This window comes from Ruegeria sp. BHSB196 (assembly GCF_059613135.1).
On the sequence record NZ_JBXWRY010000008.1, the window covers coordinates 1 to 23,666 of the forward strand.

At 64.2% G+C, this 23,666-nt stretch carries 21 protein-coding genes and 1 tRNA gene; 12 read left to right on the forward strand and 10 right to left on the reverse strand.

The annotated features are described in order from the left end of the window. The coding region (locus AC2FNJ_RS06510; protein ID WP_496763364.1) for a 2Fe-2S iron-sulfur cluster-binding protein at positions 1-572 on the forward strand (572 nt) is incomplete at its 5' end. A gap of 12 nt (positions 573-584) precedes the next feature. After that, entirely contained in the window at positions 585-1,343 is a 759-nt protein-coding gene (locus AC2FNJ_RS06515) for a Phenylacetic acid catabolic protein (protein WP_496763365.1), read from the forward strand. A 53-nt stretch (positions 1,344-1,396) separates the two neighbouring features. On the opposite strand, the gene AC2FNJ_RS06520 is transcribed toward AC2FNJ_RS06515, so the two are convergent. The 5 genes from AC2FNJ_RS06520 to paaG all read right to left on the reverse strand — a co-directional run bounded on the left by AC2FNJ_RS06520 (position 1,397) and on the right by paaG (position 4,836). Next, a complete protein-coding gene (locus AC2FNJ_RS06520) occupies positions 1,397-1,609 on the reverse strand; it encodes a hypothetical protein (protein ID WP_496763366.1) in 213 nt (70 codons plus the stop codon). Positions 1,610-1,693: 84 nt separating this feature from the next. Further along, positions 1,694-2,290: a TetR/AcrR family transcriptional regulator gene (locus AC2FNJ_RS06525; RefSeq protein ID WP_496763368.1), complete on the reverse strand. Its 597-nt coding sequence runs from the start codon at positions 2,288-2,290 to the stop codon at positions 1,694-1,696. A gap of 3 nt (positions 2,291-2,293) precedes the next feature. Beyond that, entirely contained in the window at positions 2,294-3,604 is a 1,311-nt protein-coding gene (gene paaK / locus AC2FNJ_RS06530; protein ID WP_496763370.1) for a phenylacetate--CoA ligase PaaK, read from the reverse strand. A 15-nt stretch (positions 3,605-3,619) separates the two neighbouring features. Then, positions 3,620-4,048, reverse strand: coding sequence for a hydroxyphenylacetyl-CoA thioesterase PaaI (gene paaI, locus AC2FNJ_RS06535; RefSeq protein ID WP_496763371.1), 429 nt, complete (start codon positions 4,046-4,048; stop codon positions 3,620-3,622). Between the two features lie 2 nt (positions 4,049-4,050). Beyond that, positions 4,051-4,836 carry a 2-(1,2-epoxy-1,2-dihydrophenyl)acetyl-CoA isomerase PaaG gene (gene paaG, locus AC2FNJ_RS06540; RefSeq protein ID WP_496763372.1) on the reverse strand — a complete coding sequence of 262 codons (786 nt, stop codon included), beginning with the start codon at positions 4,834-4,836 and terminating at the stop codon, positions 4,051-4,053. Between the two features lie 102 nt (positions 4,837-4,938). On the opposite strand from paaG, the gene AC2FNJ_RS06545 reads away from it, so the two are divergent. The 9 genes from AC2FNJ_RS06545 (at position 4,939) to AC2FNJ_RS06585 (ending at position 15,648) form a co-directional block, all read left to right on the forward strand. Further along, a complete protein-coding gene (locus tag AC2FNJ_RS06545) occupies positions 4,939-6,984 on the forward strand; it encodes an FAD-dependent oxidoreductase (RefSeq protein WP_496763374.1) in 2,046 nt (681 codons plus the stop codon). Between the two features lie 61 nt (positions 6,985-7,045). Beyond that, on the forward strand, positions 7,046-8,065 hold the full coding sequence (locus tag AC2FNJ_RS06550) for a TRAP transporter substrate-binding protein (protein ID WP_496763375.1): 1,020 nt from the start codon (positions 7,046-7,048) through the stop codon (positions 8,063-8,065). A 52-nt stretch (positions 8,066-8,117) separates the two neighbouring features. Next, positions 8,118-8,624 (forward strand): TRAP transporter small permease, encoded by a 507-nt coding sequence (locus AC2FNJ_RS06555; RefSeq protein ID WP_496763376.1) that lies wholly within the window; start codon positions 8,118-8,120, stop codon positions 8,622-8,624. Beyond that, complete coding sequence (locus AC2FNJ_RS06560; protein ID WP_496763378.1) at positions 8,621-9,973, forward strand: TRAP transporter large permease; 1,353 nt, start codon at positions 8,621-8,623, stop codon at positions 9,971-9,973. Before AC2FNJ_RS06555 ends, AC2FNJ_RS06560 begins: the two co-directional genes overlap by 4 nt. A gap of 40 nt (positions 9,974-10,013) precedes the next feature. Further along, entirely contained in the window at positions 10,014-12,044 is a 2,031-nt protein-coding gene (gene paaZ, locus AC2FNJ_RS06565) for a phenylacetic acid degradation bifunctional protein PaaZ (RefSeq protein WP_496763379.1), read from the forward strand. Positions 12,045-12,128: 84 nt separating this feature from the next. Then, the gene (locus AC2FNJ_RS06570) at positions 12,129-12,932 is read left to right on the forward strand and encodes a PaaX family transcriptional regulator C-terminal domain-containing protein (RefSeq protein WP_496763381.1); all 804 of its coding nucleotides are present in this window, start codon (positions 12,129-12,131) and stop codon (positions 12,930-12,932) included. Positions 12,933-13,020: 88 nt separating this feature from the next. Then, a complete protein-coding gene (locus AC2FNJ_RS06575; RefSeq protein ID WP_496763383.1) occupies positions 13,021-14,493 on the forward strand; it encodes a flavin-containing monooxygenase in 1,473 nt (490 codons plus the stop codon). Position 14,494: 1 nt separating this feature from the next. Beyond that, positions 14,495-15,457, forward strand: coding sequence for an alpha/beta fold hydrolase (locus AC2FNJ_RS06580; protein WP_496763384.1), 963 nt, complete (start codon positions 14,495-14,497; stop codon positions 15,455-15,457). Positions 15,458-15,571: 114 nt separating this feature from the next. After that, positions 15,572-15,648 (forward strand) — tRNA-Met (locus AC2FNJ_RS06585). Between the two features lie 233 nt (positions 15,649-15,881). Here AC2FNJ_RS06585 and AC2FNJ_RS06590 read toward each other — a convergent pair. Beyond that, on the reverse strand, positions 15,882-18,383 hold the full coding sequence (locus tag AC2FNJ_RS06590) for an arylsulfatase (RefSeq protein ID WP_496763386.1): 2,502 nt from the start codon (positions 18,381-18,383) through the stop codon (positions 15,882-15,884). A 265-nt stretch (positions 18,384-18,648) separates the two neighbouring features. Between AC2FNJ_RS06590 and AC2FNJ_RS06595 the strand changes: the two genes are divergently transcribed. Next, positions 18,649-19,641 (forward strand): helix-turn-helix domain-containing protein, encoded by a 993-nt coding sequence (locus AC2FNJ_RS06595; protein ID WP_496763388.1) that lies wholly within the window; start codon positions 18,649-18,651, stop codon positions 19,639-19,641. Between the two features lie 178 nt (positions 19,642-19,819). On the opposite strand, the gene AC2FNJ_RS06600 is transcribed toward AC2FNJ_RS06595, so the two are convergent. From AC2FNJ_RS06600 to AC2FNJ_RS06615, 4 genes are read right to left on the reverse strand one after another with little or no spacing between them, the layout of a single operon-like run. Next, positions 19,820-20,065 carry a MoaD/ThiS family protein gene (locus AC2FNJ_RS06600; protein ID WP_496763390.1) on the reverse strand — a complete coding sequence of 82 codons (246 nt, stop codon included), beginning with the start codon at positions 20,063-20,065 and terminating at the stop codon, positions 19,820-19,822. Then, the gene (locus AC2FNJ_RS06605) at positions 20,058-22,313 is read right to left on the reverse strand and encodes a xanthine dehydrogenase family protein molybdopterin-binding subunit (RefSeq protein WP_496763392.1); all 2,256 of its coding nucleotides are present in this window, start codon (positions 22,311-22,313) and stop codon (positions 20,058-20,060) included. The genes AC2FNJ_RS06600 and AC2FNJ_RS06605 overlap by 8 nt, the downstream gene beginning before the upstream one ends. Further along, complete coding sequence (locus AC2FNJ_RS06610) at positions 22,313-22,792, reverse strand: (2Fe-2S)-binding protein (RefSeq protein WP_496763393.1); 480 nt, start codon at positions 22,790-22,792, stop codon at positions 22,313-22,315. Before AC2FNJ_RS06610 ends, AC2FNJ_RS06605 begins: the two co-directional genes overlap by 1 nt. After that, positions 22,789-23,655, reverse strand: coding sequence for an FAD binding domain-containing protein (locus AC2FNJ_RS06615; protein WP_496763394.1), 867 nt, complete (start codon positions 23,653-23,655; stop codon positions 22,789-22,791). Before AC2FNJ_RS06615 ends, AC2FNJ_RS06610 begins: the two co-directional genes overlap by 4 nt. Positions 23,656-23,666: the final 11 nt, after the last annotated feature.

Sequence of the window (23,666 nt, forward strand, 5' to 3'; positions counted from 1 at the left end):
ATATGGGCCGGCTGAACGTGATCCACATTCTGGAGACGGACGCGCAGGAAATCGACCTGTTCACCGGACTGGTGACGCAAGAGAAATGCGCCGAGCTTTTCGAACACTGGATCGACATCGAGAACGTGGACACGGCGTTCATCTGCGGTCCGGAGCCGATGATGCTGGGCATCGCGGCGGCGCTGCGCGCGCACGGGCTGAACGACAGCCAGATCAAGTTCGAGCTATTCGCCAGCGCCCAGCCGGGGCGCGCCAAACGCAAGGTGGTGTCCGCGGATGCGGCCACCAGCGCGAACCAGACCAAAGCCTCGATCACGCTGGACGGCGCGACACAATCGATCACCATGCCCAAGGATCTTTCGATCCTCGACGCGGCGCTGGAGAATGCGATGGACGCGCCCTTTGCCTGCAAGGCCGGGGTCTGCTCGACCTGCCGGTGCCGGGTGATCGAGGGCGAGGTCGAGATGGTCGCAAACCACGCGCTTGAGGATTACGAAGTCGAGAAGGGTTATGTGCTGAGCTGCCAGGCCTTCCCGCTGACCGACACCGTCGTGGTCGATTACGACCAGTAAGGGAGAGGAACCATGGCCGAAGACATGACGATCGAAAGCTACCTGGCGGCAGGCGGCGTTCTGACCAACCCCACGAACGTGCCGCCGCGCTATCGCGGCGAGCTGATGAAGCTGATGGCGACCTTCGTGGACAGCGAACTGGCCGGTGCGGCGGGGTTCGCCGACATCATCAACGAAGGTCCGGGGATCAAGGAACGGATCGCGGCGGCGAAGATCGTCCTGGAAAAGACCGACAACGCCGACAGGGTATTGCGTATCATGGGCGAATTCGGTGCAAATACCGAACGATACGTGAACCACCACCCCTGGACCGCCCGCCTTGACCGCAACGCCGATATCGGTGCGACCCGATCCGAGCACGACATGCGCCTTGCCGTGTTCAACTATCCGATCGAAGGCTGGGTGGATGCGGTGACGATGAACCTGCTGATGAGCCGGGCCGTGGCGGTTCAGCTGGCCGAGTTTTCCCTGATCTCCTATCAGCCGCTGGCCGAGGCGTTCCGCGTCATCGCGCCCATCGAGGCGCATCATGGCGAGTTGGCGCTGGAGGGCGCGGCGAAGCTGATCGAGCAGGGCAAGGCCGCCGAAATGCAGGACTCGGTCGCCTACTGGTGGCCGCGGGTATCCGCAAGCTTCGGCAGCGGCAGTTCGCAAAAGGCGGACAGCCTGCGGGCGATGGGGTTGCGGAAATCCACGAATGCGGAACTGCGAACCCGCTGGGAAGCCGAAGCCGGCAGCGCCGTCGAAAAGCTGGGTCTCAGGAAGCCCTGAGCGGGCCGGCTCCGACCGTTGCCCGAACCCTGCCCAGGATGCCGCCCGCTCGGCTAGCCGCGCGGACGGCCGATCAAGCCGTATTTCAATGCCAGCGACCGCAGGGACCGACGCCGCGTCGTGCGGGCCGGGGCGGCTGGCTTTCCCGGTGTCCCACCCCGCCGATTGAACTCGTACACGTCGATGATCTTCTCGGCGCAGCCGCAGGCTTCGCCGAGCCCGACCTTGGTAAAATAGAACTTCTCGAAGCTTTCCGGCGTCTGCATGTTCGCCCTCCTGCACCCAGTGAAGCAGGAATCGCGTTCGGCTTCCAGCGTTCCGCGAAGCCGGTCAGCAGATTGTAAGACCGCTCAGAGCCCGCGCAGTCCGTGCAGCGTCATGTCGCTGACGAGTCTGGCATAGTCCCGTCGCGCCGCGCCGTCGGCGCCGGAATTCCACATATAGTACCAGTTGAGCATGCCAAAGACCGACATCGTGGTAGATCGCAGCTTGGCCGCATTTCCGTTGAAGACCTCAGGCGCGTTCTCGGCAATGATCCCGCTGAGAAATTCGACCATGTCGCGCTGATAGCTGCGCAAAAGCTTCTGCTGTTCCTCGGGGAGTGCGGACATGCCGCTGGTCTGCACGCGATGTTCGTCATCGACGCCCTGATAGGCCAGCAGAATCTCGGCCACGACCTTGTGCAACCGGGCGGGTGCGTCCAGGCCGTCCATCTCGATGCCGCAGATCAGGTCGCGCAATTCGCGCAGATAGGTCTCGAGGATGTCGAACAGGATCGCGTCCTTGCTGTCGTAGTAGTGGTAGATGTTGGCCTTGGAGATCCCGCATTCGCGGGCGAGCTGGGTCATGGATGCCCGGTCGAACCCCTCGCGGGCAAAGACGCGCGCGGCGGATTTCAGGATCTGCGCGCGCTTCTGGTCATGGTCTTTGGCGATGGTACGGGCCAAGCCTCACTCCTTGTCTCGGTTGTCGACAACGCGCTTGGCCTTGCCCTGGCTGCGTTCGACATCGCCGGGTTCCCCTACTACAATCTCGGTGGAAACACCAACGATGTCCTTGATCCGCTTGGTCAACATGCGCGCGGCGGCCGTCTTGCTGAGTTCGTCGGCCGCGTCCGGCAGCGCCTCGACATAGACCCGCATGGCATCCATCCGGCCGGATTTGTAAAGCTCGATCTGATAGTGCGGAGCGATGCCGCCGGTGGCCATCACCTGTTCCTCGACCTGGCTGGGGAAGACGTTGACGCCGCGCAGGATGATCATGTCGTCGCTGCGGCCGGTGATCTTCTCCATCCGCCGCATCGACCGCGCAGTGCCCGGCAAGAGCCGCGTCAGATCGCGGGTGCGGTACCGGATCATCGGCAGGCCCTCCTTGGTTAACGTGGTGAAGACCAGCTCCCCCATCTCGCCGTCCGGCAGAACCTCGCCGGACTGCGGGTCGATGATCTCGGGGTAGAAGTGATCCTCCCAGATCACCGGACCGTCCTTGGTTTCCACACACTCGTTGGCAACGCCCGGCCCCATGATCTCGGACAGGCCGTAGATGTCGACGGCGTGCATGTCGAAGGCCTGCTCGACCTCCTTGCGCATGGCGTCGGTCCAGGGCTCGGCGCCGAACACACCAACCGACAGCGAACTTTGACGGGGGTCGAGACCCACCTTGTGATACTGTTCGAGGATGTTGAGCATGTAGGACGGCGTTACCATGATCCCGTCCGGCTTGAAGTCGGTGATGAGGCCAACTTGTTTCTCGGTCTGGCCGCCCGACATCGGCACCACCGTCGCGCCGAGTCGCTCGATCCCGTAATGCGCGCCCAGACCGCCCGTGAAGAGACCGTAGCCGTAAGCGTTGTGGATCATGTCGCCGCTGCGCAGCCCCGAAGCCCTCAGCGAACGCGCCACCAGATCGGCCCAGTTGTCGATATCCGCCTGCGTGTAGCCCACGACGGTCGGTTTGCCGGTTGTGCCCGACGAGGCGTGCAGGCGGATGATCCGGTCGCGCGGCACCGCGAACAGGCCGAACGGATAATTGTCGCGCAGATCGTTCTTGTAGGTGAACGGGAACCTGGCCAGATCGCCCAGCGACCGCAGATCGTCGGGATGCACGCCGGCGTCGTCGAACCGCTGCCTGTACATCGGTACATTGTCATAGGCGTGGCGCACCGACCATTTCAGCCGCTGCAGTTGCAGGCTTCGGATCTCGTCGATCGACGCAATCTCGATCGGATCCAGATCGGCTTTGTTCGGGGTCAGATCCTTCATGGCGTCCTCCTCGCCTCATTTCTCGTCAAAAAGGGTGCCGTTGATCGCGCGGGAAAACCCGCGAAACTCGGCGATCTTCTGGCCATGCTGATTGGTCACGGTGACATCGTAGATTCCGCTGCGACCGCTCAGGCTCAGTTCGGTGGCCTTTGCGATCAGCCGGTCGCCCAGCCGGCCCGGAGCGATGTAGCTGATCACGTTGTGCTGCGCGACCGTGGACTGGTTGCGGCTGTTGCAGGCAAAGGCAAAGGCGCTGTCGGCCAGCATGAAGGTCACGCCGCCATGGCAGATCTTGTGCCCGTTGCAGTGATGCGGCTCGACCGTCATTTCGAGCGTCGCGGTGCCTTCGTCGATATGGGTGATCTCCATCCCGGCCCATTTCGAGGCGTCGTCCTCGGACCACATGGCCGCCGCAGCCTTTTCCGCGCGTTGTCTCGGCGTCATTTTCACTTTCCCTGAAACCTGGGGGCACGTTTGTCCAGAAAGGCGGTGACACCTTCGGCGTAGTCCGCGCTCTCGCCGCAGGTCTTCATGGCGTCCGCTTCCAGTTCAAGATGATCGGTCAGCGTGTTCACCGCCGCTGCCTGAATCGCTTGCTTGGTCAGCCCAAGACCCAGCGTCGGACCATTCGCGAACTGCTCGGCCATGGCGCGGGCCTCGTCCATCAGCCTGTCGTCGGGCAGCGCCTTCCAGATCAGGCCCCATTCCTCGGCCTGCCTTGCCGGCAGCGGTTGCGCCGTCAGTGCCAGACCCTTGGCGCGGGCCTCGCCCAGAAGGCGCGGCAGGAGCCAACTGCCGCCGGTATCGGGGATCAGGCCGACCTTGGCGAAGGACTGGATGAACTTGGCCGACTCCGCCGCCAGCACGATGTCGCAGGCCAGAGCAATGTTAGCGCCGGCCCCGGCGGCGACACCGTTGACCGCGCAGATGACCGGAAACTCCAAAGACCGGATGAGGCGCACAAGCGGCGCATAGAACGTGCGAACGGTCTTGCCCAGATCGGGTGGGCCATCCATCTTCGACGGGTCGCGGTCCCCCAGATCCTGCCCTGCGCAGAAACCGCGGCCCGCGCCCGTCAGCAGAACCGCGCGTGCGCCATCGTCACGCGCCTGTTCCAGGGCCGCGCGCAGCGCATGGTGCATTTCATCCGTGAAACTGTTCAGCCGGTCCGGGCGGTTGAGGGTGATTTCAACCCAATTCCCATGGCTTTGCGCAAGAATCGTGTCGCTCATCTCATGTCCGCTTTGCGAAAGTTACGACAATGTTGTTGCATAAACCGAACGGTTGGTCAATAAATAAGTAAGAACTGATTCCCGTATTTCAGAGGCGAAGACATGGCTGATCATTCGGTCGTTTCCGTTGCGCGAGAAGGCGACATCGCCTGGGTGGAGATCGACAATCCACCCGTCAACGCCACGTCCACGGCGGTGCGCGCGGGCCTGGCCCGAGCGGTCGCCGAGGTGCAAGGCGCGCGCGTGGCCATCCTGATCTGCGCGGGCCGGACCTTCGTCGCCGGTGGAGACATGTCGGAATTCGACCGCCCGCCCGAAGAACCGCATTTGCCCGATGTCGTGCAACTGATTGAGGACAGCGAAACGCCTTTCGTGGCCGCCATGCATGGCAGCGTTCTGGGTGGCGGTCTTGAAATCGCCTTGGGATGTGCCTGGCGGATCGCCCTTGACGGCACCCAGTTCGGCCTGCCCGAAGTCAATGTCGGCCTGATCCCCGGCGCCGGCGGGACGCAGCGTGCGCCGCGCTTGCTGGGGATGCGGGCGGCAATCGACATGGCATGTTCCGGCCGGCTGTTCGATGCGAGGGAACTGGCGGAACTGGGCGGGATCGACCGGATCTGTTCCGGTGACCTGAGGGCGGCTGCACGAGACTTCGTGCAAGACCTGCCGCCGCGGCCCCGGAAGGTCCGCGACCGCATCGCTGAACCGCTGGACAGCGAGTCTCTCGCGGGAATTGCCGAGGAACTCGCGAAACGCGCCAAGGGGCAGAAATCGCCCCTCTTCAATCTGGAGGCCCTGCAATGGGCGGCCTTGCCCTTTGACGAGGGCCAGCCGAACGAACGCGCGCTGCATCTTGAATTGCGCCGGTCCGACGAGAGCAAGGCGCTGCGCTATGCCTTCTTTGCCGAGCGGACTGCCAGCAAGCCGAAGGCGATCGACACGATCCGGCCGCGCGATCTGAACCGTATCGCAATCGTCGGCGGTGGCCTGATGGGGGCCGGCATCGCCATGGCCTGTCTGAGCGGCGGGCTGTCCGTCGTGCTGGTCGAGCGCAACGCCGATGCCGCATCGGATGCCCGAGACAGGATCGCCGGACTCATCGAAGGCGGTGTCAAGCGCGGCAAGATCAGCGACACCCAGAAGTGCGCCATGCTGGACGGGCTGACGACCACCGAGGACTACGCCGATGCGGCCTCGGCCGATCTCGCGATGGAGGCGGTCTTTGAGGATCTGGACGTCAAAAGGAGCGTGTTCGCCCGGCTCTCGGCAACCATGGCGCGGGACGCGATTCTTGCGACGAACACCTCCTATCTGGACCCGAGGCAAATCTTCGACGGCATCGACAACCCATCGCGCTGCCTGGGCCTGCATTTCTTCAGCCCGGCGCATGTGATGAAGCTGCTGGAAATCGTCAGAACGCCCGACACATCACCCGAGGTGCTGGCCACCGGATTCGCGCTGGGCAAGCGGCTCGGGAAGGTCTCGGTCCTGTCCGGCATCTGTGACGGATTCATCGGGAACCGGATGCTGGCAGCCTATCGGCGCGAGGCCGAGTATCTGCTGGCCGACGGCGCCCTGCCGCACGAGATCGATGCAGCGATGCGGGCCGAGGGCCTTCCGATGGGACCGTTCGAGCTGCAGGATCTCACCGGTCTTCAGATCGCATGGGCGAACCGCAAGAGGCAGGCCGCGACGCGGGATCCGAAAGAGCGGTACGAACGGATCGCCGACGCGCTGTGCGAGATGGGCCGGCTTGGCCAGCGCAGCGGCAAGGGGTGGTACACATACACTGACGGCAGCCGCAGGCCGGAACGCGATCCCGAAGTCGAAGATTTGATCCGCAACTACGCGGCGGAGCGAGGCATCACGCGGCGCGCCTTCAGCCAAACGGACATATCCGACCGGCTGCTGGCCGTGCTCGCCAACGAGGGCGCGCTGATCGTGCAGGAGGGAATCGCAGAGCGCCCCGAAGACGTGGACATGGTTCAGATCCACGGCTACGGGTTTCCGCGCTGGCGCGGCGGGCCGATGCATTTGGCGCGCACCCGCGGTTGGGAAAAGACACGAAAAACCATGCGCTTGGTCGCCGATGAGAGCCCGAACTCCTGGCGGATCGCGAACGAAGTCCAGACAATGGTACCCTGTTGATGGTTACAAAAAGGACCATTAACGCATTCACGACTCACATTTAGGAGGAGGAGATCCAGTCATGAAACTCACCAAACTGACCACCCTGTTGGCATCCGTCGCGCTGGCGGTTTCCGGCACCGTGGCGATGGCCGCGGATTATACGCTCACCATCTCGAGCTGGGCGCCGCCGACCCATGGCATCAACGCCAAGATGTGGCCCAAATTCGTCGAGATGATCGAAGAAGCGACCGACGGCCAGGTGACGGCGGAACTGAAACTGGGCATCGCGCCGCCGCCGGCCCAGATGGACCTGATCATGGACGGCGCGGCCGACGCGTCGATCATCTTCCACGGCTACCAGCCGGGCCGTTTCGTGACCACCAAGCTGATCGAGCTTCCGGGCTATGAAGGCACGGCCGAGGAAGCCTCGGTCGCCTATTGGCGCGCATACGAAAAGTATCTCAAGGAGGCCGACGAGCACCGCGGCGTCAAGGTCGTCGCCTTGCACACCCACGGTCCCGCGCAGTTGCATTCCAGCGAATCCGTGACCGGGCTGGATCAGATCTCGGGGCTCAAGGTGCGTATCCCCGGCGGTGTCGGCGGTGACGTGGGCTCGGCCCTCGGCGCGACCGGCATTCAGGTGCCCGCGCCCAAGGTGTACGAGACACTGGCCTCCAAGGCCGCCGATGGCGTCGTCATGCCGCTCGAGTCACGCAAAGGCTTCAAGCTGACTGAAGTGGCGCAGAACGTCTATGAGATGCCGGGCGGGCTGTATCGTGGTTCCTTCGCCTTCATCATGAACGAAGACACCTTTGCCGACCTGCCCGAGGACATCCAGCAGGCGCTGGAAGAGAAGGTGTTCGGCGAACCGCTGAGCCGCGAGATCGGCAAGATCTGGGACGAAATCGACGCCATCGGACGCGCCGAGACCGAAGCGGCCGAAGGCAACGCCATCAACGCCGCATCCGAGGCCGACCTGGAGAAGTTCGCGGCGATCGCCGCCGACATCCGGGCCAAGGTCATCGCCGAAGTCACCGAAGCCGGCGTCGATGCGCAGGCGGCGTACGACATGATCCATTCGGAGCTGTCCGGAAACTGAGCCAGCATCGGGGGCGGCCCGTCGCCGCCCCCTTCGCCCCGGGAGGAGCCCCATGACATCCCTCATTCACTTGGTTCGCAAGGCCAGCTTCGTTCCGGTGCTGGTGGCCTGCATCGCCCTGTTCATCCTGATGGTGATGACCTTTTGCGACGTGATCCTGCGTTCGGTCTTCAACGCACCCATCGAAGCCGCGACGGAACTCACCCGCATCCTGATGGCGGTTCTGGTGTTTTCGGTGCTCCCCATCATTTCCGTCACGAACGGTCAGATCGCGGTTGACCTGACCGACAACCTGTTTCATCGCCTGCGGCTGGACCGCGTCCGCGACGGGGTCATCTATCTGGTCAGCGGCGGGATGCTGTTTTGGCCGGTCCAGCGCGTCTGGGTGCTGGCGGAACGTGCCCGCGAATACGGGGACGTCACCGAATACCTTTCGATCCCCACCTATGTCGTGGGCTGGTTCATCGCGATCTCGGTCGCCGTCACGGCGATCATCATGATCATCACCGGCCTTCTGCACCTGTTCGCACCTCAATACCTGTCGGAGCAGACCCAATGACTGCCGCACTGATCGGATTCGCCCTCGTCCTGGTTCTGGTGCTGGTCCGCCTGCCCATCGTCTTTGCCATGGGTCTCGTGGGCACGCTTGGTTTCGCCTATGAGCGCGGCGGCTCGATCTTCGACGAGCGCGGGCTCAAGGCCGCCATGTCGATGGTAGGCCGTCAGATCATGGATACGGCGCAGGATTACGGCCTGTCGGTCGTGCCGCTGTTCATCCTGATGGGCCTGTTCGTCAACAAGGGCGGCATGGCGCGGGAACTCTACGCCGTATCGAACGCCTTCCTGGGCCACATGCGCGGCGGCATCGCCATGGCAACCGTTGCCGCCTGCGGCGGGTTCTCGGCCATCTGCGGCTCGTCGCTGGCGACTGCGGCCACCATGTCCAAGGTCGCCATGCCGCAGATGCGCCGCTATGGCTATTCCGACGAACTGTCCACCGCCTCGATCGCGGCGGGCGGCACGCTGGGCATCCTGATCCCGCCGTCGGTCATTCTGGTCATCTACGGGCTGCTGACCGAAACCTCGATCGGCAAGCTGTTCATGGCCGGCATCATTCCCGGCCTGCTGGGCATCCTGTTCTACCTGTTCGCCGTGCGCTGGACCGTCTGGCGCAACCCCGAGGCCGGCCCGGCCGGCGAACGCGCGGACTGGGGCGAGCGGTTCCGGGCGCTGGGCTCAGTCTGGGCCGTGCTGCTGCTGTTCTTCCTCGTGATCGGCGGCCTTTATGGCGCGTTCGATTTCCACCCGCTGAACCTGACCTTTTCGCCCACGGAAGCCGCGGGGATGGGGGCGGCGGGAGCCTTCCTGATCGCGCTGTTCCGGGGTGGGCTGACCGTGGGTTCGACCTTCGAAGTGCTGAAAGAGACGAGCTTTACCTCTGCGGCGCTGTTCTCGGTGCTGATCGGCGCGCAGATCTTTTCGAACTTCATCAACCTCGCCGGACTTCCTGAAGCCCTGATCGCGCTGGTCACGGCCTATGAGGTGTCGCCCTTTGCGGTGATCCTGATGATCCTCGGCATCTACATCATCCTTGGCTGCGTCTTTGAATCGCTTTCTATGCTGCTTTTGACCGTGCCGATCTTTTTCCCGCTCGTCACGTCGCTGGGCTATGATCCGATCTGGTTCGGCATCGTGGTCGTGGTGGTGACCGAGATTTCGCTGATCACCCCGCCCGTGGGCCTGAACGTGTTCATCCTGAAAGGCGTGGTCGGGGATGTCTCGACCGGTACGATCTTTCGCGGCGTGACTCCGTTCTGGGTCGCCGACATCTTCCGCCTGGCCCTCATCGTGCTGGTTCCCATCGTGGTACTCTATCTGCCACAACAGATGGGCGCTCTGGGCCACTGACGCGCAGCACCACCCTCAACCGAACCGGAAAGGGACCGACATGAGCCTTCTTGAGATCTCCAGCTTTGCCGCCGGTGAATGGATCGCGCCCGGCAAGGACGCCCGCACCATCGCATCGGCCATCACCGGTGAGCCCTTTGCGACCGCGGGCAACGGCACGCTGGATGTGCAGGCCATGCTGGACTATGCCCGCACCACGGGCGGCCCGGCCCTGCGCAAGATGACCTTCCATGACCGCGCCAGGATGCTCAAGGCGCTGGCGCAGGCATTGAACGCGCAGAAACAGGCGCTGTACGACCTCAGCTTCAATACCGGAGCAACCCAGAACGATCACCTCATCGACATCGACGGCGGCATCGGCACCATGTTCGTCTTTGCCTCGAAAGGCCGTCGCGAGATGCCCGATGGCCATGTCTATCTGGACGGCGACGTGGAGCAACTGTCGCGGGGCGGCACCTTCCTCGGCCAGCACGTCTGCACCCCGTTGCAGGGCGTCGCCGTGCATATCAACGCCTTCAACTTCCCGGTCTGGGGGATGCTGGAAAAACTGGCCCCTACCCTGCTGGCAGGCGTTCCGGCCATCGTGAAACCGGCCACCAACAGCTGCTATGTCACCGAACTGGCGGTGAAGATCATGCTCGACAGCGGCATCCTGCCCGCAGGCGCGCTGCAACTGGTCTCGGGCGGGCTGGGCGACATGCTCGACCGCCTGACCTGTCAGGATGTGGTCAGCTTTACCGGTTCGGCCGACACCGCCCTGAAGCTGCGGCAGAACCCTGTGATCCTGCAAAATTCGGTGCGTTTCGTGGCCGAGCAGGACAGCCTCAACGCCTCGATCCTCGGCCCCGACGCCCAGCCGGGCACGCCGGAATTCGACCTGTTCATCAAGGAAGTCAGCCGCGAAATGACCACCAAGGCGGGGCAGAAATGCACCGCCATCCGCCGGATCATCGCACCCCAGACGCAGGTGGACGCGGTGATCGAGGCGCTGACCGCCCGCCTGTCCAAGACCGTGATCGGCGACCCGCGGCTGGAAACCACCCGCATGGGCGCGCTGGTGTCCAACGGGCAAAAGGCCGATGTTCTGGCAAAGGCCGAGATCATCGGGCAAGAGGCCGAGCGGGTCTTTGGCGACCCGGACGCCTTCGAGGTGCAGGGCGCCGACGCGGGCAAGGGTGCCTTCGTGCCGCCGATGCTGTTCCACTGTGCCGACCCGGACAAGGCCCAGCGCGTGCATGACACCGAGGCCTTCGGCCCGGTCTCGACGGTCATGGGCTACCGCGATCTGGACCACGCGGTCGCCATCGCCAATCGCGGCCAGGGCTCGCTTGTGACCTCGGTCATCACCCACGACCCTACGGTTGCGCGCGAGGTGGTGATGGGCGCAGGCGCCTGGCACGGACGGATTTATCTCAACAACCGCGACTCGATGAAGGAATCGACCGGTCACGGTTCGCCCCTGCCGCACATGGTCCACGGCGGCCCCGGCCGCGCCGGTGGCGGAGAGGAGATGGGCGGCGTGCGTGGTGTAAAGCACTACATGCAACGCACCGCCGTTCAGGGCTCGCCGGACATGCTGGCGCGGATCGGCGAGAAATGGGTGCCGGGTGCCACCGAGATCCAAGGCCCCGCCCACCCCTTCACCCGCCGCTTTGGCGAGTTGGAGATCGGGGAAACCCTGCACACCGCCTCGCGCACGGTCACGATGGACGATATCGAGCATTTCGCCCAATTCACCGGCGACACCTTCTATGCCCATATGGACGAGGACGCCGCCAAGCGAAACCCCTTCTTCCCGGGGCGCGTGGCGCATGGCTACCTGCTGCTCTCGTTTGCGGCCGGGCTGTTCGTCGAGCCGAACGAAGGCCCGGTGCTGGCCAATACCGGCCTGGACGGGTTGCGCTTCATGAAACCGGTCAGCGCGGGCGACAGCATCAAGGTGCGCCTGACGGTCAAGAAAAAGACCCGCCGGACCGACGAATATGGCGAAGTGCGCTGGCACGTCACCCTGACCAACCAGGACGACGAACTGGTGGCCGAGTACGAGTTGCTGACAATGAACGCCTACTGATCCATGCGCGCGGCCTGGTTTCCGGCTTCACCGCATGTGCGGAAACCGATTTTCTAATCCGGTTCGCGCGCTTAGACTGTCTGCATGGCGCGCGAAACGACTTGGTTCGACACATCGGTGGCTGCTTTGGCCGACCCTCAGACTCTGAGGGTCTGGTCAGTGATCGTATCGCTGTTCGGCGATCTCGCTCAGGACCGGGGCGCGCAGATATCGGGCGGGGCACTGACCCGGATCATCGAACCGATGGGGATCAAGCCCGAAGCGATCAGGGTCGCCCTGCACCGGCTGCGCAAGGACGGCTGGATCGAAAGCGCGCGCAGCGGGCGGGAATCCCGGCATTTTCTGACAAGCTACGGCCGCACCCAGTCGGCAAGGGTCACGCCGCGGATCTATGCCCGTGACCCGGAAACCCCCGGCCAGTGGCATCTGCTGATTGCCGAGGAAGGCCCGGGCATTCACACGTTGGACGATCTGATGCTGACGCGGGACTATACCGCGATCGGGCGCAACGTTGCGCTCGGGGCCGGTCCGCCGCCCAAGAATTGCGAAGATCTCGTCGCCTTCGAAGTGACGGCCCGGGCCGCGCCCGATTGGCTCAAGACCCGCCTTTGCCCGCCCGATCTGCGTGAAGCCTGCCGCAGCCTGCGCGATGCCGCCCGTCACACTTTTGAGACGCGTCCGAAGGGCTGGATTCCCGGCCCCCTTCAAACCGCCACGTTGCGAACCCTGATCGTGCATCGCTGGCGGCGGGTGGTGCTGCGCCATCCCGACCTGCCGGAGGTGTTCTTTCCCGCCGATTGGGTCGGGAAATCCTGCCGGGCCGAGGTGTTCCGGCTGCTCGACACGCTGCCACAGCCCGATCTTTCAGCGATCAACATCGGGGATTGACCCCACGACACGCTATTCACAACTGCCGCCAAGCCTCTACTGTGGCGATGCACGGCCACCCTGTCTGGCGGAAAGGGGTCGAACGCGGATGGTACAGCGGACGGACATGCTCATCGTGGGCGCGGGGTTTTCCGGCCTCATCATGGCGATGGAGGCACGCCGCTGCGGTATCAAGGACATTGCGATCCTGGAGAAAGCGGGTGACATCGGCGGCACCTGGCGCGAGAACACCTATCCCGGCGTGGCCTGCGACATCCCCTCGCATCTCTACTCCATGGCCACCCATCCCAATCCAGACTGGAGCGCCAGCTATGCAGGCGGGGCCGAGATCCAGTCCTACCTGCAAGACGTCGCGCGATCCGAAAACCTCTATGAGCTCTGCCATTTCTTTCAGGCTCTGAAATCTGCCCGGTGGGACGGTGCGCGGTGGCAGGTGGAGACCGATGCAGGTCAGCGGTGGTCGGCGGGCTTTCTGATCCTGGCGGTCGGGGCTCTGCACGTTCCCTCGGTGCCGGAGATTCCCGGTGCGGAAAGCTTTCCCGGACCCCGCTTTCATTCGGCGGAATGGGATCATTCAACCGACCTTTCCGGCAAACGGGTCGCGGTGGTCGGCACCGGGGCCTCTGCCATCCAGTTCGTACCGGAGATCGCGAGAACCACGGGGCATGTGACGGTTTTCCAGCGCTCGCCTCCCTACGTTCTGCCGCGCCCCGGCGGCCCGATCCGGCCCTGGGTTCGCAGGCTCTATCGGCGCCTTCCGATGCTGGCCCGTCTGCGCCGCCGGCTGATTTACCACTTGTACGAATTCCGTCACCGCGTGTTTCGGGGCGAGAAACGGGCGGTGAGTCTGGCGATGAAAATGTGGCAGCGGGGGATGGAGCGCGCCATTGCCGACCCCGAACTGCGACAACACCTGACCCCCGATTATCGCATCGGCTGCAAACGGGTGCTCAGTTCCAACGACTGGTATCCCACGCTGGCCCGCAGCAACGTGTCGGTCGTTCCCCACGGTGTCGAACGGATCGTGCAGAACAGGATCGTGGCGGCCGATGGCACCGAGGTCGAGGCCGACGTGCTGATCTGGGGAACCGGGTTCCACGTCACCGACGCGATGGACCGGCTGGACATCTCGGGCCAGAACGGCTTGCAGCTGCGTACGGCCTGGGCCGACGGGATGCAGGCGCATCTGGGCACGGCGGTTTCCGGCTTTCCCAACCTGTTCATCCTGCTTGGTCCGCATACGGGGCTGGGGCACAATTCGGTGGTTCTGATGATCGAGGCGCAAGTCCGGCATATCGGGCAGGTGCTGAAACAGATGAGGGAGCGCGGCACCTCCGTCGTCACCGCAAATCCCGGACACCAGGCTGCGTTCGAACAGGAGATGCGGGACCGGCATGCCGACAGCGTCTGGCAGGCCGGCGGCTGCACCTCGTGGTATCAGGATGGTGAAGGGCGCAACACGACCCTTTGGCCCGGTACCGTATCGGAATACGAAACCCGAATGCGGCGTGCGGGACTGGAGCAGTACGTCGAAATCGAACCAGCAGCCGGAGAGCCATGACATGTCCGCCTTCCTGAGCATCCTTGCCGCCCTGGCCCTGCTCATTGCCGCCATTCTGTTCGGATTTCACCTGCTGACCCGCAGGCTTGCGAGGCAGGGAGCGGTGCTCGTCCCCCAACTCGGCCGGGTCGTGCCTGTGGCCGGAGGCAGCATCCATTTCGTCGAGGCGGGAGAGCGGGGTCGCCCCTCGGTGATCCTGATCCACGGCCTCTCCGGGCAGCTTCAGCATTTCACCTATGCCATGATGGACGATCTGGCGAAGGACTTTCACGTCATCGCACTCGACCGGCCCGGCTGCGGCTATTCCACCCGCGACTCCGCCGACCTGGCGGCCCTCCCGCGGCAAGCCGCCATGATCCGGGAGTTTCTCGACAAGCAGGGCATCACCGATCCTCTTCTCGTTGGGCATTCGCTGGGTGGCGCCGTCGCTCTGGCCATGGCGCTGGACGAACCCGCCAAGACGGCCGGACTGGCGTTGTTGTGCCCGCTGACCCATGCGGTTCCAGACACCCCTGCGGTCTTCAAGCCGCTCGAGATCCGTTCCGAATGGCTGCGCCACCTGATCGGCCAGACGCTGGCCGTCCCCATCGCGCGGCGCACCGCCGCCCAGGCGCTGACCCATGTCTTCGCGCCCGAACCGGTACCCGGCGATTTTCTGGAAAAGGCCGGGGGCGCGCTTGGCCTGCGCCCGTCGGCCTTCGTCACGGCATCGCAGGACATGGTTGGCGCCAATGCCAGCATCGGAGAACTGTCTGCGCGCTATGGCCAATTGCGGGTTCCCGGCGGGGTGCTGTTCGGGGCGGACGACGCGATCCTGTCCCCTCTGGACCACGGCGCGCCGATGGTGACGCATGGCCTGTCCTACGAACAACTCGATGCACGAGGCCACATGGTTCCGATCACCGCGCCCGAGGAATGCGCCGATTTCATCCGTCGTGTCGCCGCGCTTCCGGCCACGGCTTGAACCCGCGCAAAGGCCCCCTGGCGCGCCGAATTCCGGCACGCGCATTCCCCGCCGTGTTCGTGCTTTTCCCTCTTGACCCTCCCTGCCCCCTCCCTTAAATCGCCTCTCACTCGTGGCGGAGTAGCTCAGTTGGTTAGAGCAGCGGAATCATAATCCGCGTGTCGGGGGTTCAAGTCCCTCCTCCGCTACCACCAACCCCCAACTTCTTTGAACGCTCCGAAACCAAGGCGCTCAAGCGGTCCTGAACCTCGACCATACACCTCGACGGCTACCCGGATTGCACTGGCAGCGTCGATGGAATTGCACCACGTCCACTGACACGAACCAGGTTCATCTCGTTCGCCTACCGTTGCTGCCCGTAGAGACTTGCCGGATTGATGGCCATGAACCGGACAAAAGACCTCATCCTTTGCCCGGCGTTTGCCTAGTCGCTTGCACTTTGCCGCGCAGCTTCCAGCTTCCTGATGTCCGCTTCACCGAGCTGCGGTCGATCGACTTTGATCGTCAGCCTTTCGAGCGTGGCGGTCAGGGGGAACGGGGGCTTGTAGTCGGTGTCGTAGACGCCTGTGAGCGTGTCGGAGCCGATGTCAAAGCTCTCGTCCCATTGCAGGATTGTCGGGATCGTGTTCTTCATCTCCTTGGTGTCGATTACTTGGCCGTTGACTTTCAGCGTGCCGGTGCCGCCCCGGCCAAGACCGCTGGTGCTGCCATAGGCAAGGGTACCGGCCCCGAGCCCGTCGTACTGGAAGTCGAACTCGATGGTGTGCTTTCCGGGCGGAAGCGCATCGGAACCTTCCCACCGGATCCGCTCCAGATTCAGCATGTTCCAGGTGAAGACTGGTATGCCGTTCTTCAAATAAAACCCGTAACCGGCAAACCGCCCGCCCGACGTCACGATCATACCCTCTGCCCCGCCCTCGGGCACCTCGATCTCGGCCGTGAAGGTGTAGGACGAGTTCAGGATACTCGGTGAGTCACCCTGTGGAAGCCCGGTCATCGGACGGGTATAGACGAACTCGGTGCGGCCTGCCGTGATGTTGGGCCGCGGCTGTGCGAGGCGGGACGTCACGGACGCATCCAACGGGAACACTTGGTATTTCGTTGCTTCCGCAATGAAAAGCTCCTTGAGTTCCTCGACCTTGTCGGGATTGTCCGCTGCCACGTTCTTTTGCTGGTTCATGTCCGTCGTCAGGTCATAAAGTTCCAGAACCTGGTTGTTGAGCGGATCGGGGTTCGGTGTGCCGGGGGTTTCCCACGGCATGCGATTCACCTTGGTCGCCAGCATCCAGCCGTCGTGGTAGAGCGCCCACTGGCCCATCATCTCGAAGTACTGGGTATCACGCGGCGCTGGCGCATCCGCGTTGGCCTTGTCAAAGAGGTAAGCGAAACTTGCCCCCTCGATCGGATGCTGCAGGATGCCGTCGACCTCCAAGGGCGCATCGATGCCGGCCACGTCGAGGATCGTGGGCACCACGTCGATCACGTGCAGGAACTGGTCGCGCTTGCCGCCCTTGTCGGTGATGCCGTTCGGCCAGGCGACGACCATGTTTTGACGCACACCGCCCAGGCGGTTGGCGTTCTGCTTGAAATAGTCGAACGGCGTGTCGAAGGCCCAGGACCATCCGGCGGACATGTGGTTGTAGGTCTCCTCGGTGCCCCAGACATCGTACCAGTTCATCTGGGTCTCAATCGGCATCTCGGCGACGCCGTTGAACCACGCCACTTCGTTCGGCGTGCCGACGGGGCCGCCCTCGGCCGAAGTGCCGTTGTCGCCGTTGATGTAGATCACCAGCGTGTCGTCGAGTTCGCCGAGCGCGTCGATTGCGTCGATCACCCGGCCGATTTCGTGATCGCTGTAGGCGGCATATGCGGCAAAGACCTCGACCTGCCGGATGAACAGCTTCTTCTCGTCGTCCGACAGTTGCTCCCACTTCCTGATCTTGTCTTCTGGCCAGGGCGTAAGCGTGGCGTCTTCGGGCACCAGACCGAGTTTCTTCTGATTCTCGAATATGGTCTCGCGCAGCGCCTCATAGCCGCCGTCGAAGAGGTTCATCGCCTCGATCTTCTCGACCCATTCCCTTGTCGGGTGGTGCGGTGCATGGGTCGCGCCCGGCGCGTATTTGACGAAGAAGGGCTTGTCCGGCGCAATCTGGTGCATGTCGGTGATCCAGGCGATGGCGTCGTCGGCCGTTCCTGTGATCAGGTTCCAATCGGGATCACCGTCGAACGGGTAGATCTGGGTGGTGTTGCGGAACAAGTTCGGCTGCCACTGGTTGGCGTCACCGCCGACGAAGCCGTAGAAATACTCGAAGCCAAGCCCCGTCGGCCATTGGTTGAACGGCCCGGATTGGCTGGCCTGAAAGGCCGGTACGTTGTGATTCTTGCCGAACCACGATGTGTTGTAACCATTGTCGCGCAGAATCCGCCCGATGGTAGCCATGTCCTCGGTAATGATCGAATTGTACCCTGGGAACCCCGTTGACTGTTCAGAGATCACGCCGAAGCCCACTGAGTGGTGGTTCCGCCCGGTGATGAGCGCGGCGCGGGTGGGCGAGCAGAGTGCGGTTGAATGGATGGAGGTGAACCGCAGACCCTCTGCCGCAAGCTTGTCCATGGTCCTGGTCGGTATCACCCCGCCGAAGGTGCTCGGCACCCCAAAGCCCGCATCGTCGGTGATGATCAACAAAACGTTCGGCGCGCCTTCAGGCGGCACAACCTGTGGCGGCCACCACGGCGTGGATTTGGTCGCCTGCCGCTCGATCAATCCGCCAAAGGGCGGTGGCGGCGGGGGCAATTGCCGCCCATCGATCGTCGTAGTGGCCCCGGGCGCACCCTTGGCCGTTTCTGCCAGGGCACCCACCGCCAGAGGCAATGACAGGACACCTCCCACTACGATGGCCGTGACAGTATGAAGTATCGGCTGCATTGAACACCTCCTCTTGAGCAATGGCCCATGGCCCAAGTGCCGCGTATGGACGCCCAACATGCGCATCCCGACGCCATACATGGGAAATGTAGGAAGCCTCGCGTTTCTTTGATGCTGGTCGCTTGATTCAGATCAATTCAGAAGGCCGGATTTAACATTTGGGGCCACCGTGGGCTTCGGTTAGGCTCAGAGCATGCCAGTCTCGCGCACAGTTCCCCTTATCCGTGCAGCGGCCATTGCGCCAATGCGGCGATGGTTGTCCCAAATGGGTATCGACCCAAGTCCGTTTCTCGAACGCGCGGGGTTGGAATGGGTGCCGGAACACCGGCCGCTTCTGCTGATCCCGCTTCGCGGGGCCGTGCGCCTTCTGGTCGAGATCGCGCGGGCCGTGGGGCCGGATGCTCCGCTCCGGATCGCCAGTGAGCGGGGCATCTATGAAATCGGTCCGATTGGACGCTTGGGCCTTGCCGGCCCGACGGTGCGCGCGGGGCTTTACAGCATTGCCCGAAACATGTCACGCCATTGCACCCACGAGATCTTTATCGTGCGCGATTGCGACGGCTTCGTGCGGGTCGGGGATGGCTGGGCAATGAGCATCGGAGATCCCGAGGCGCGCCACCACGTCCAGCAATATGTCGCAGCCCTCGTCGAAGGGATCTGCCAAGCATCCGGCGCGTCGAACCGGACTCTGAGCAGAGTCGTCATGAGCGCGCATCCCGAGGCCGGGCTTTCCCATCTCAGACCGTGGCTTGGCGACAAGCTGATTGCGGCATCCGGGCAGCCATTGCAGGTCGATATTCCCGATGAAGTTGCGGATCGGATCATGTCCATTGCAACTGGAGGCATCGAAGATCACGAAGCCGATACGGATTGGAAGCCGATCCGGGCCGGAGAAACGCTGTCCGAAAGCATCGGCGCACTCGTTACGAGCATGCTGCCCTTCACATCCGCCTCGATCGAGCGGATCGCGAACGCCGCCGGAGTGAGCGCCCGCACCCTGCGACGACGCCTGAAGGACGAGGGCACAACGCTCTCGGAAATCGTCGACCGAACGCGGGCGGAATGGGCAATCGCCCGCCTGCGCAGCCAAGACGCGCCGGTTCTGAAAGAACTGGCGAAGGAACTGGGCTATTCACACCAAGCCGCCCTGACCCGCTCGGTCAAGCGATGGACAGGTGAAACGCCGGGGCGTTTTCGAAACGATGCAAGACGCGGCCACGGGCCGGACACCGTAGGGCGTTCGCGCCGCCAACCCTGAACCCACACAGGCTTTCGGCAGCGCCGGAACAACGCCGCATCGGCGCCACCCGAACAGTCTTGGCAACGATGCAAATGAGAGTCCGAGGGCTTCGCTCCGACCATCTGAGGGACACTCATGGACCGTGCGTCGCTGGTTCGAGGCCCTCCTCCAGTACCAAGACCCCGAAGGTACAGAGTCAGCCGCCTCGAAGCCTTTGCATCAGATAGACTTCGCTGCCCTCGGGAACGGGTTCCGTAAGCCCACTGGCAATGATCCGCCCGTCGATTGCTATGGAAACGCCGGCGTCGATGGGGCCCTGCAGTTCGGGATAGGCGCGGACAAGAGCCTTTAACAATTCGCCTGTGGTTGAAGCCTCGACTTCAACCACCTGCCGGCCCCCGGTCAGCGACCGGAGGCCGGACCAGAGATGGACCTCAACCATTGTCCTTCAACGCCGCCAGAACGCGCGGCGGCGACATCGGCAATTGCCGCAACCTGACTCCCGCCGCATTGGACACCGCGTTTGCAATCGCCGCCAGCGGCGGCACGATGCCGGTTTCGCCCACACCGCGCACGCCGAACGGGTGGCCGGGGTTGGGCACCTCGACGATCACCGTGTCGATCATCGGCAGGTCGCTGGCCACCGGGATGCGATAGTCGAGGAACACCGGGTTCTGCAGCCGGCCGTCCTCGCCATAGATGTATTCCTCGTTCAGCGCCCAGCCGATGCCCTGCGCCGCACCGCCCTGGTACTGGCCCTCGACATAAGCAGGATGGATCGCCTTGCCCGCGTCCTGGATGACCGTATAGCGGGTGATGGTCGTCCTGCCGGTTTCGGGATCGACCTCGGCATCGACGATATGGGTGCCAAAGGACACACCGGCGCCCTCGGGCGTGGCCTCGAAATGGCCCGAGATCGGGCCTCCGGTGCGCCCCATGTCGGCGGTGATCTCGGCCAGCGGCAGCGAGTCGAAATCGCCCGCGTTGGGGCCGGATGGCACCGCGCAGCCGTTTTCCCATTTCACCGCGTCCACCGGGATGCCCCATTTGGCCGCCGCGCGTTCGCACAGTTTCTCGACCGCGTGCTGCGCCGCCTTGATCGTGGCCAGACCGCTGGCATAGGTCACGCGCGAGCCGTGCGACACGTCGTTGTAGCCCAGCGTGGCGGTGTCGGCGATGGTCACGCGGATGTTCTCGTACGGGATGCCCAGCACCTCGGCCGCCATCAGCGCCATCGACGCGCGCGAGCCGCCGATATCGGGCGTGCCGACCATCAGCTGGGCCGAGCCGTCCTCGGACAGGGCCAGCGACACCGACGTTTCGCCCCCGTGGTTGAACCAGAACCCGCAGGCGATGCCCCGCCCCTGCCCCGGCTTCAGCGGCGCGGAATAGTGCGGGTGGGCCTTGGCGGCCTCGAGCGTCTCGACCAGGCCGATCCGGTCATAGGTGGGGCCATAGCTGGCCTTGGTGCCCTCGCGTGCGGCGTTTTTCAGGCGCACCTCGATCGGGTCGAGGCCCAGCGTCTTGCACAGCTCGTCGATGACGGACTCCACCGCAAACGCCCCCATCGGCGCGCCCGGCGCGCGATAGGCGGCCTGTTTCGGGCGGTTGGACATCACGTCATACCCCACCTGGCGCACGTTGGTCAGGTTGTAGGGCGCAAAGGCGCACATCGCCGTCATGTCGCCCGGTGCACCCGGAAAGGCACCGCCCTGCAGGCGGAACACGCCCTGGGCCGCGGTGATGGTGCCGTCCTTCTTCATGCCGATCTTGACGTCCATCGAGGCCGAGGCGGTCGGCCCGGTGGCCCGCAGAACCTCGGACCGGGACATCACGATCTTGACCGGACGGTTGGCCTTGCGCGACAGCGCCAGTGCCACCGGTTCGATGAACACGGTGGTCTTGCCGCCGAACCCGCCGCCAATCTCGGATGCGGTCACGCGCAGCTGCGCGGTTTCGATCCCCAGCAGCGCGGCGCAGGTCTTCTGCACGATCCAGTGGCCCTGAGTGCAGCACCACAGATCGCCCTTGCCGTCAGCGCCCAGCGAGGCAAGGCAGGCGTGCGGCTCGATATATCCCTGGTGGGTGGCCTCGGTGACGAAGTGATCCTCGATCACCAGATCGGCCTCGGCAAAGCCCGCCTCGACATCGCCATGCCCGCTTTCGTGATAGCGCACCACGTTGGGGTGCATCCCCTCGGGCACCGAATAATCGGCCGCGCCCTCGCGGATCACCGGCGCGTCAGGCGCCATCGCCTTGTCCACGTCGGTGACATGGGGCAGCACCTCGTATTCAACCTCGATCAGCTTGAGCGCATCCCGCGCCGCCAGCGCCGAACTGGCCGCAACCGCCGCCACCGCATGCCCGTCATAGAGCGCCTTTTCCCCGGCCATGACGTTTTCCAGAACGTTCCAGAACTCGCCCTCAAGCCCCGGCTTGAACGGGACATCGGCGAAATCGGCGCGAGTGACCACGGCCTTAACGTCCTTGAGCGTCTCGGCCTTCGAGGTGTCGATCCGGACGATCCGCGCATGGGCGTGGGGCGAGCGCAGGATGGCGCCGAACAGCATGCCCGGCGCGGTCACGTCAGCCCCGAACCGGGCACGGCCTGTGACCTTGTCCAGCCCGTCGGGGCGGTTCGGGCGGGTGCCCACGAAGGTGAAATGCGACTTGCGATCGTCGAGTGCCATTACGAAGCCTCCCGCAGCTCGGCGGCCGTATCCAGGACGGCGCGGATGATCTTGTCATAGCCCGTGCAGCGGCACAGGTTGCCGGCCAGCCAATAGCGGGCCTCTTCCTCGGTCGGGTCGGGGTTCTTTTCCAGCAGCGCCTTGGCCGCGACCAGAACGCCCGGTGTGCAGACCCCGCATTGCAGCGCGGCATGGTCGATGAACTTGCGCTGCAACGGGTGCAGGGTTTCTCCCTCGGCCATGCCTTCGATGGTTTCGATCTGCCTGCCCTCTGCCTCGACCCCCAGAACCAGGCAGGAGCAGACCAGGCGCCCGTCCAGCGTGACCGAACAGGCCCCGCAATCGCCGGTGCCGCAGCCTTCCTTGGCCCCTGTCAGATTCAGCTTGTCGCGCAGACAGTCCAGAAGGGTTTCGCGCGCGTCGCACAGGTATTCGACCGTGTCGCCGTTGACGGTGGTGGTGACGTGATGCTTGCTCATGCGGCTTCTCCCTTGGCGCGGGCATAGGCGATCTTTGCGGCGCGTCTGGCCAGAACGCCCGCCACTTCGGTGCGGAATTCGATCGTGCCGCGCTTGTCGTCGATGGGTTTGCAGGCGGCCGAGGCCGCAGCGGCCAGCGCCGCCAGCGCGGCATCGTCCAGCGTGGTGCCGATCAGCGCCTTGGCGCAGTCCTGGACCAGCAGGACGGTCGGGGCCACGGCCCCCAGCGCAACGCGGGCCTCGGTGATCGTATCGCCATCGACGCGCAGGTTCACGCCCACGCCGACCACGGCGATGTCCATCTCGGTGCGCGGAATGAAGCGCAGATAGGCGTCGCCGCCATTCTCGCCGCGCGCCGGGATATGCAGGGCCGAGATCAGCTCTCCCTGCGCCAGCGACGTCTTGCCGGGGCCGGTCGGGATGTCCTCGACCGCCACGACCCGATCGCCTGTGGGGCCGGTCACTGTTGCCGTCACGCCCGCAGCCACCATGGCCGGAACGGAATCGGCGGCGGGCGAGCCGTTGCACAGGTTGCCCGTCAGCGTGGCGCGGCCCTGGATCTGGGTCGAGCCGATCAGGTCCATCGCCTCGACCACGCCGGGCCAGTCGCAGCCCAGCTCGGGGTGCTCGCTCATCTCGGCACCGGTGACGGCCACGCCCAGCGTCCAGCCGCCATCGGCATTGCGGGTGATGGCGCGGACGCCGTCGATGGCCTTGATGTCGATCAGGGTGTCGGGGGTCACGATCTCGGACCGCAACTGCACCAGAACGTCGGTGCCGCCGGCCAGAAACCGCGTGATGCCCGTTGCGTTTGCAGCCAGCGCCGAGGCTTCGGGAAAGCTGGCGGGGCGGTGATATTGCATGATTGCACCTC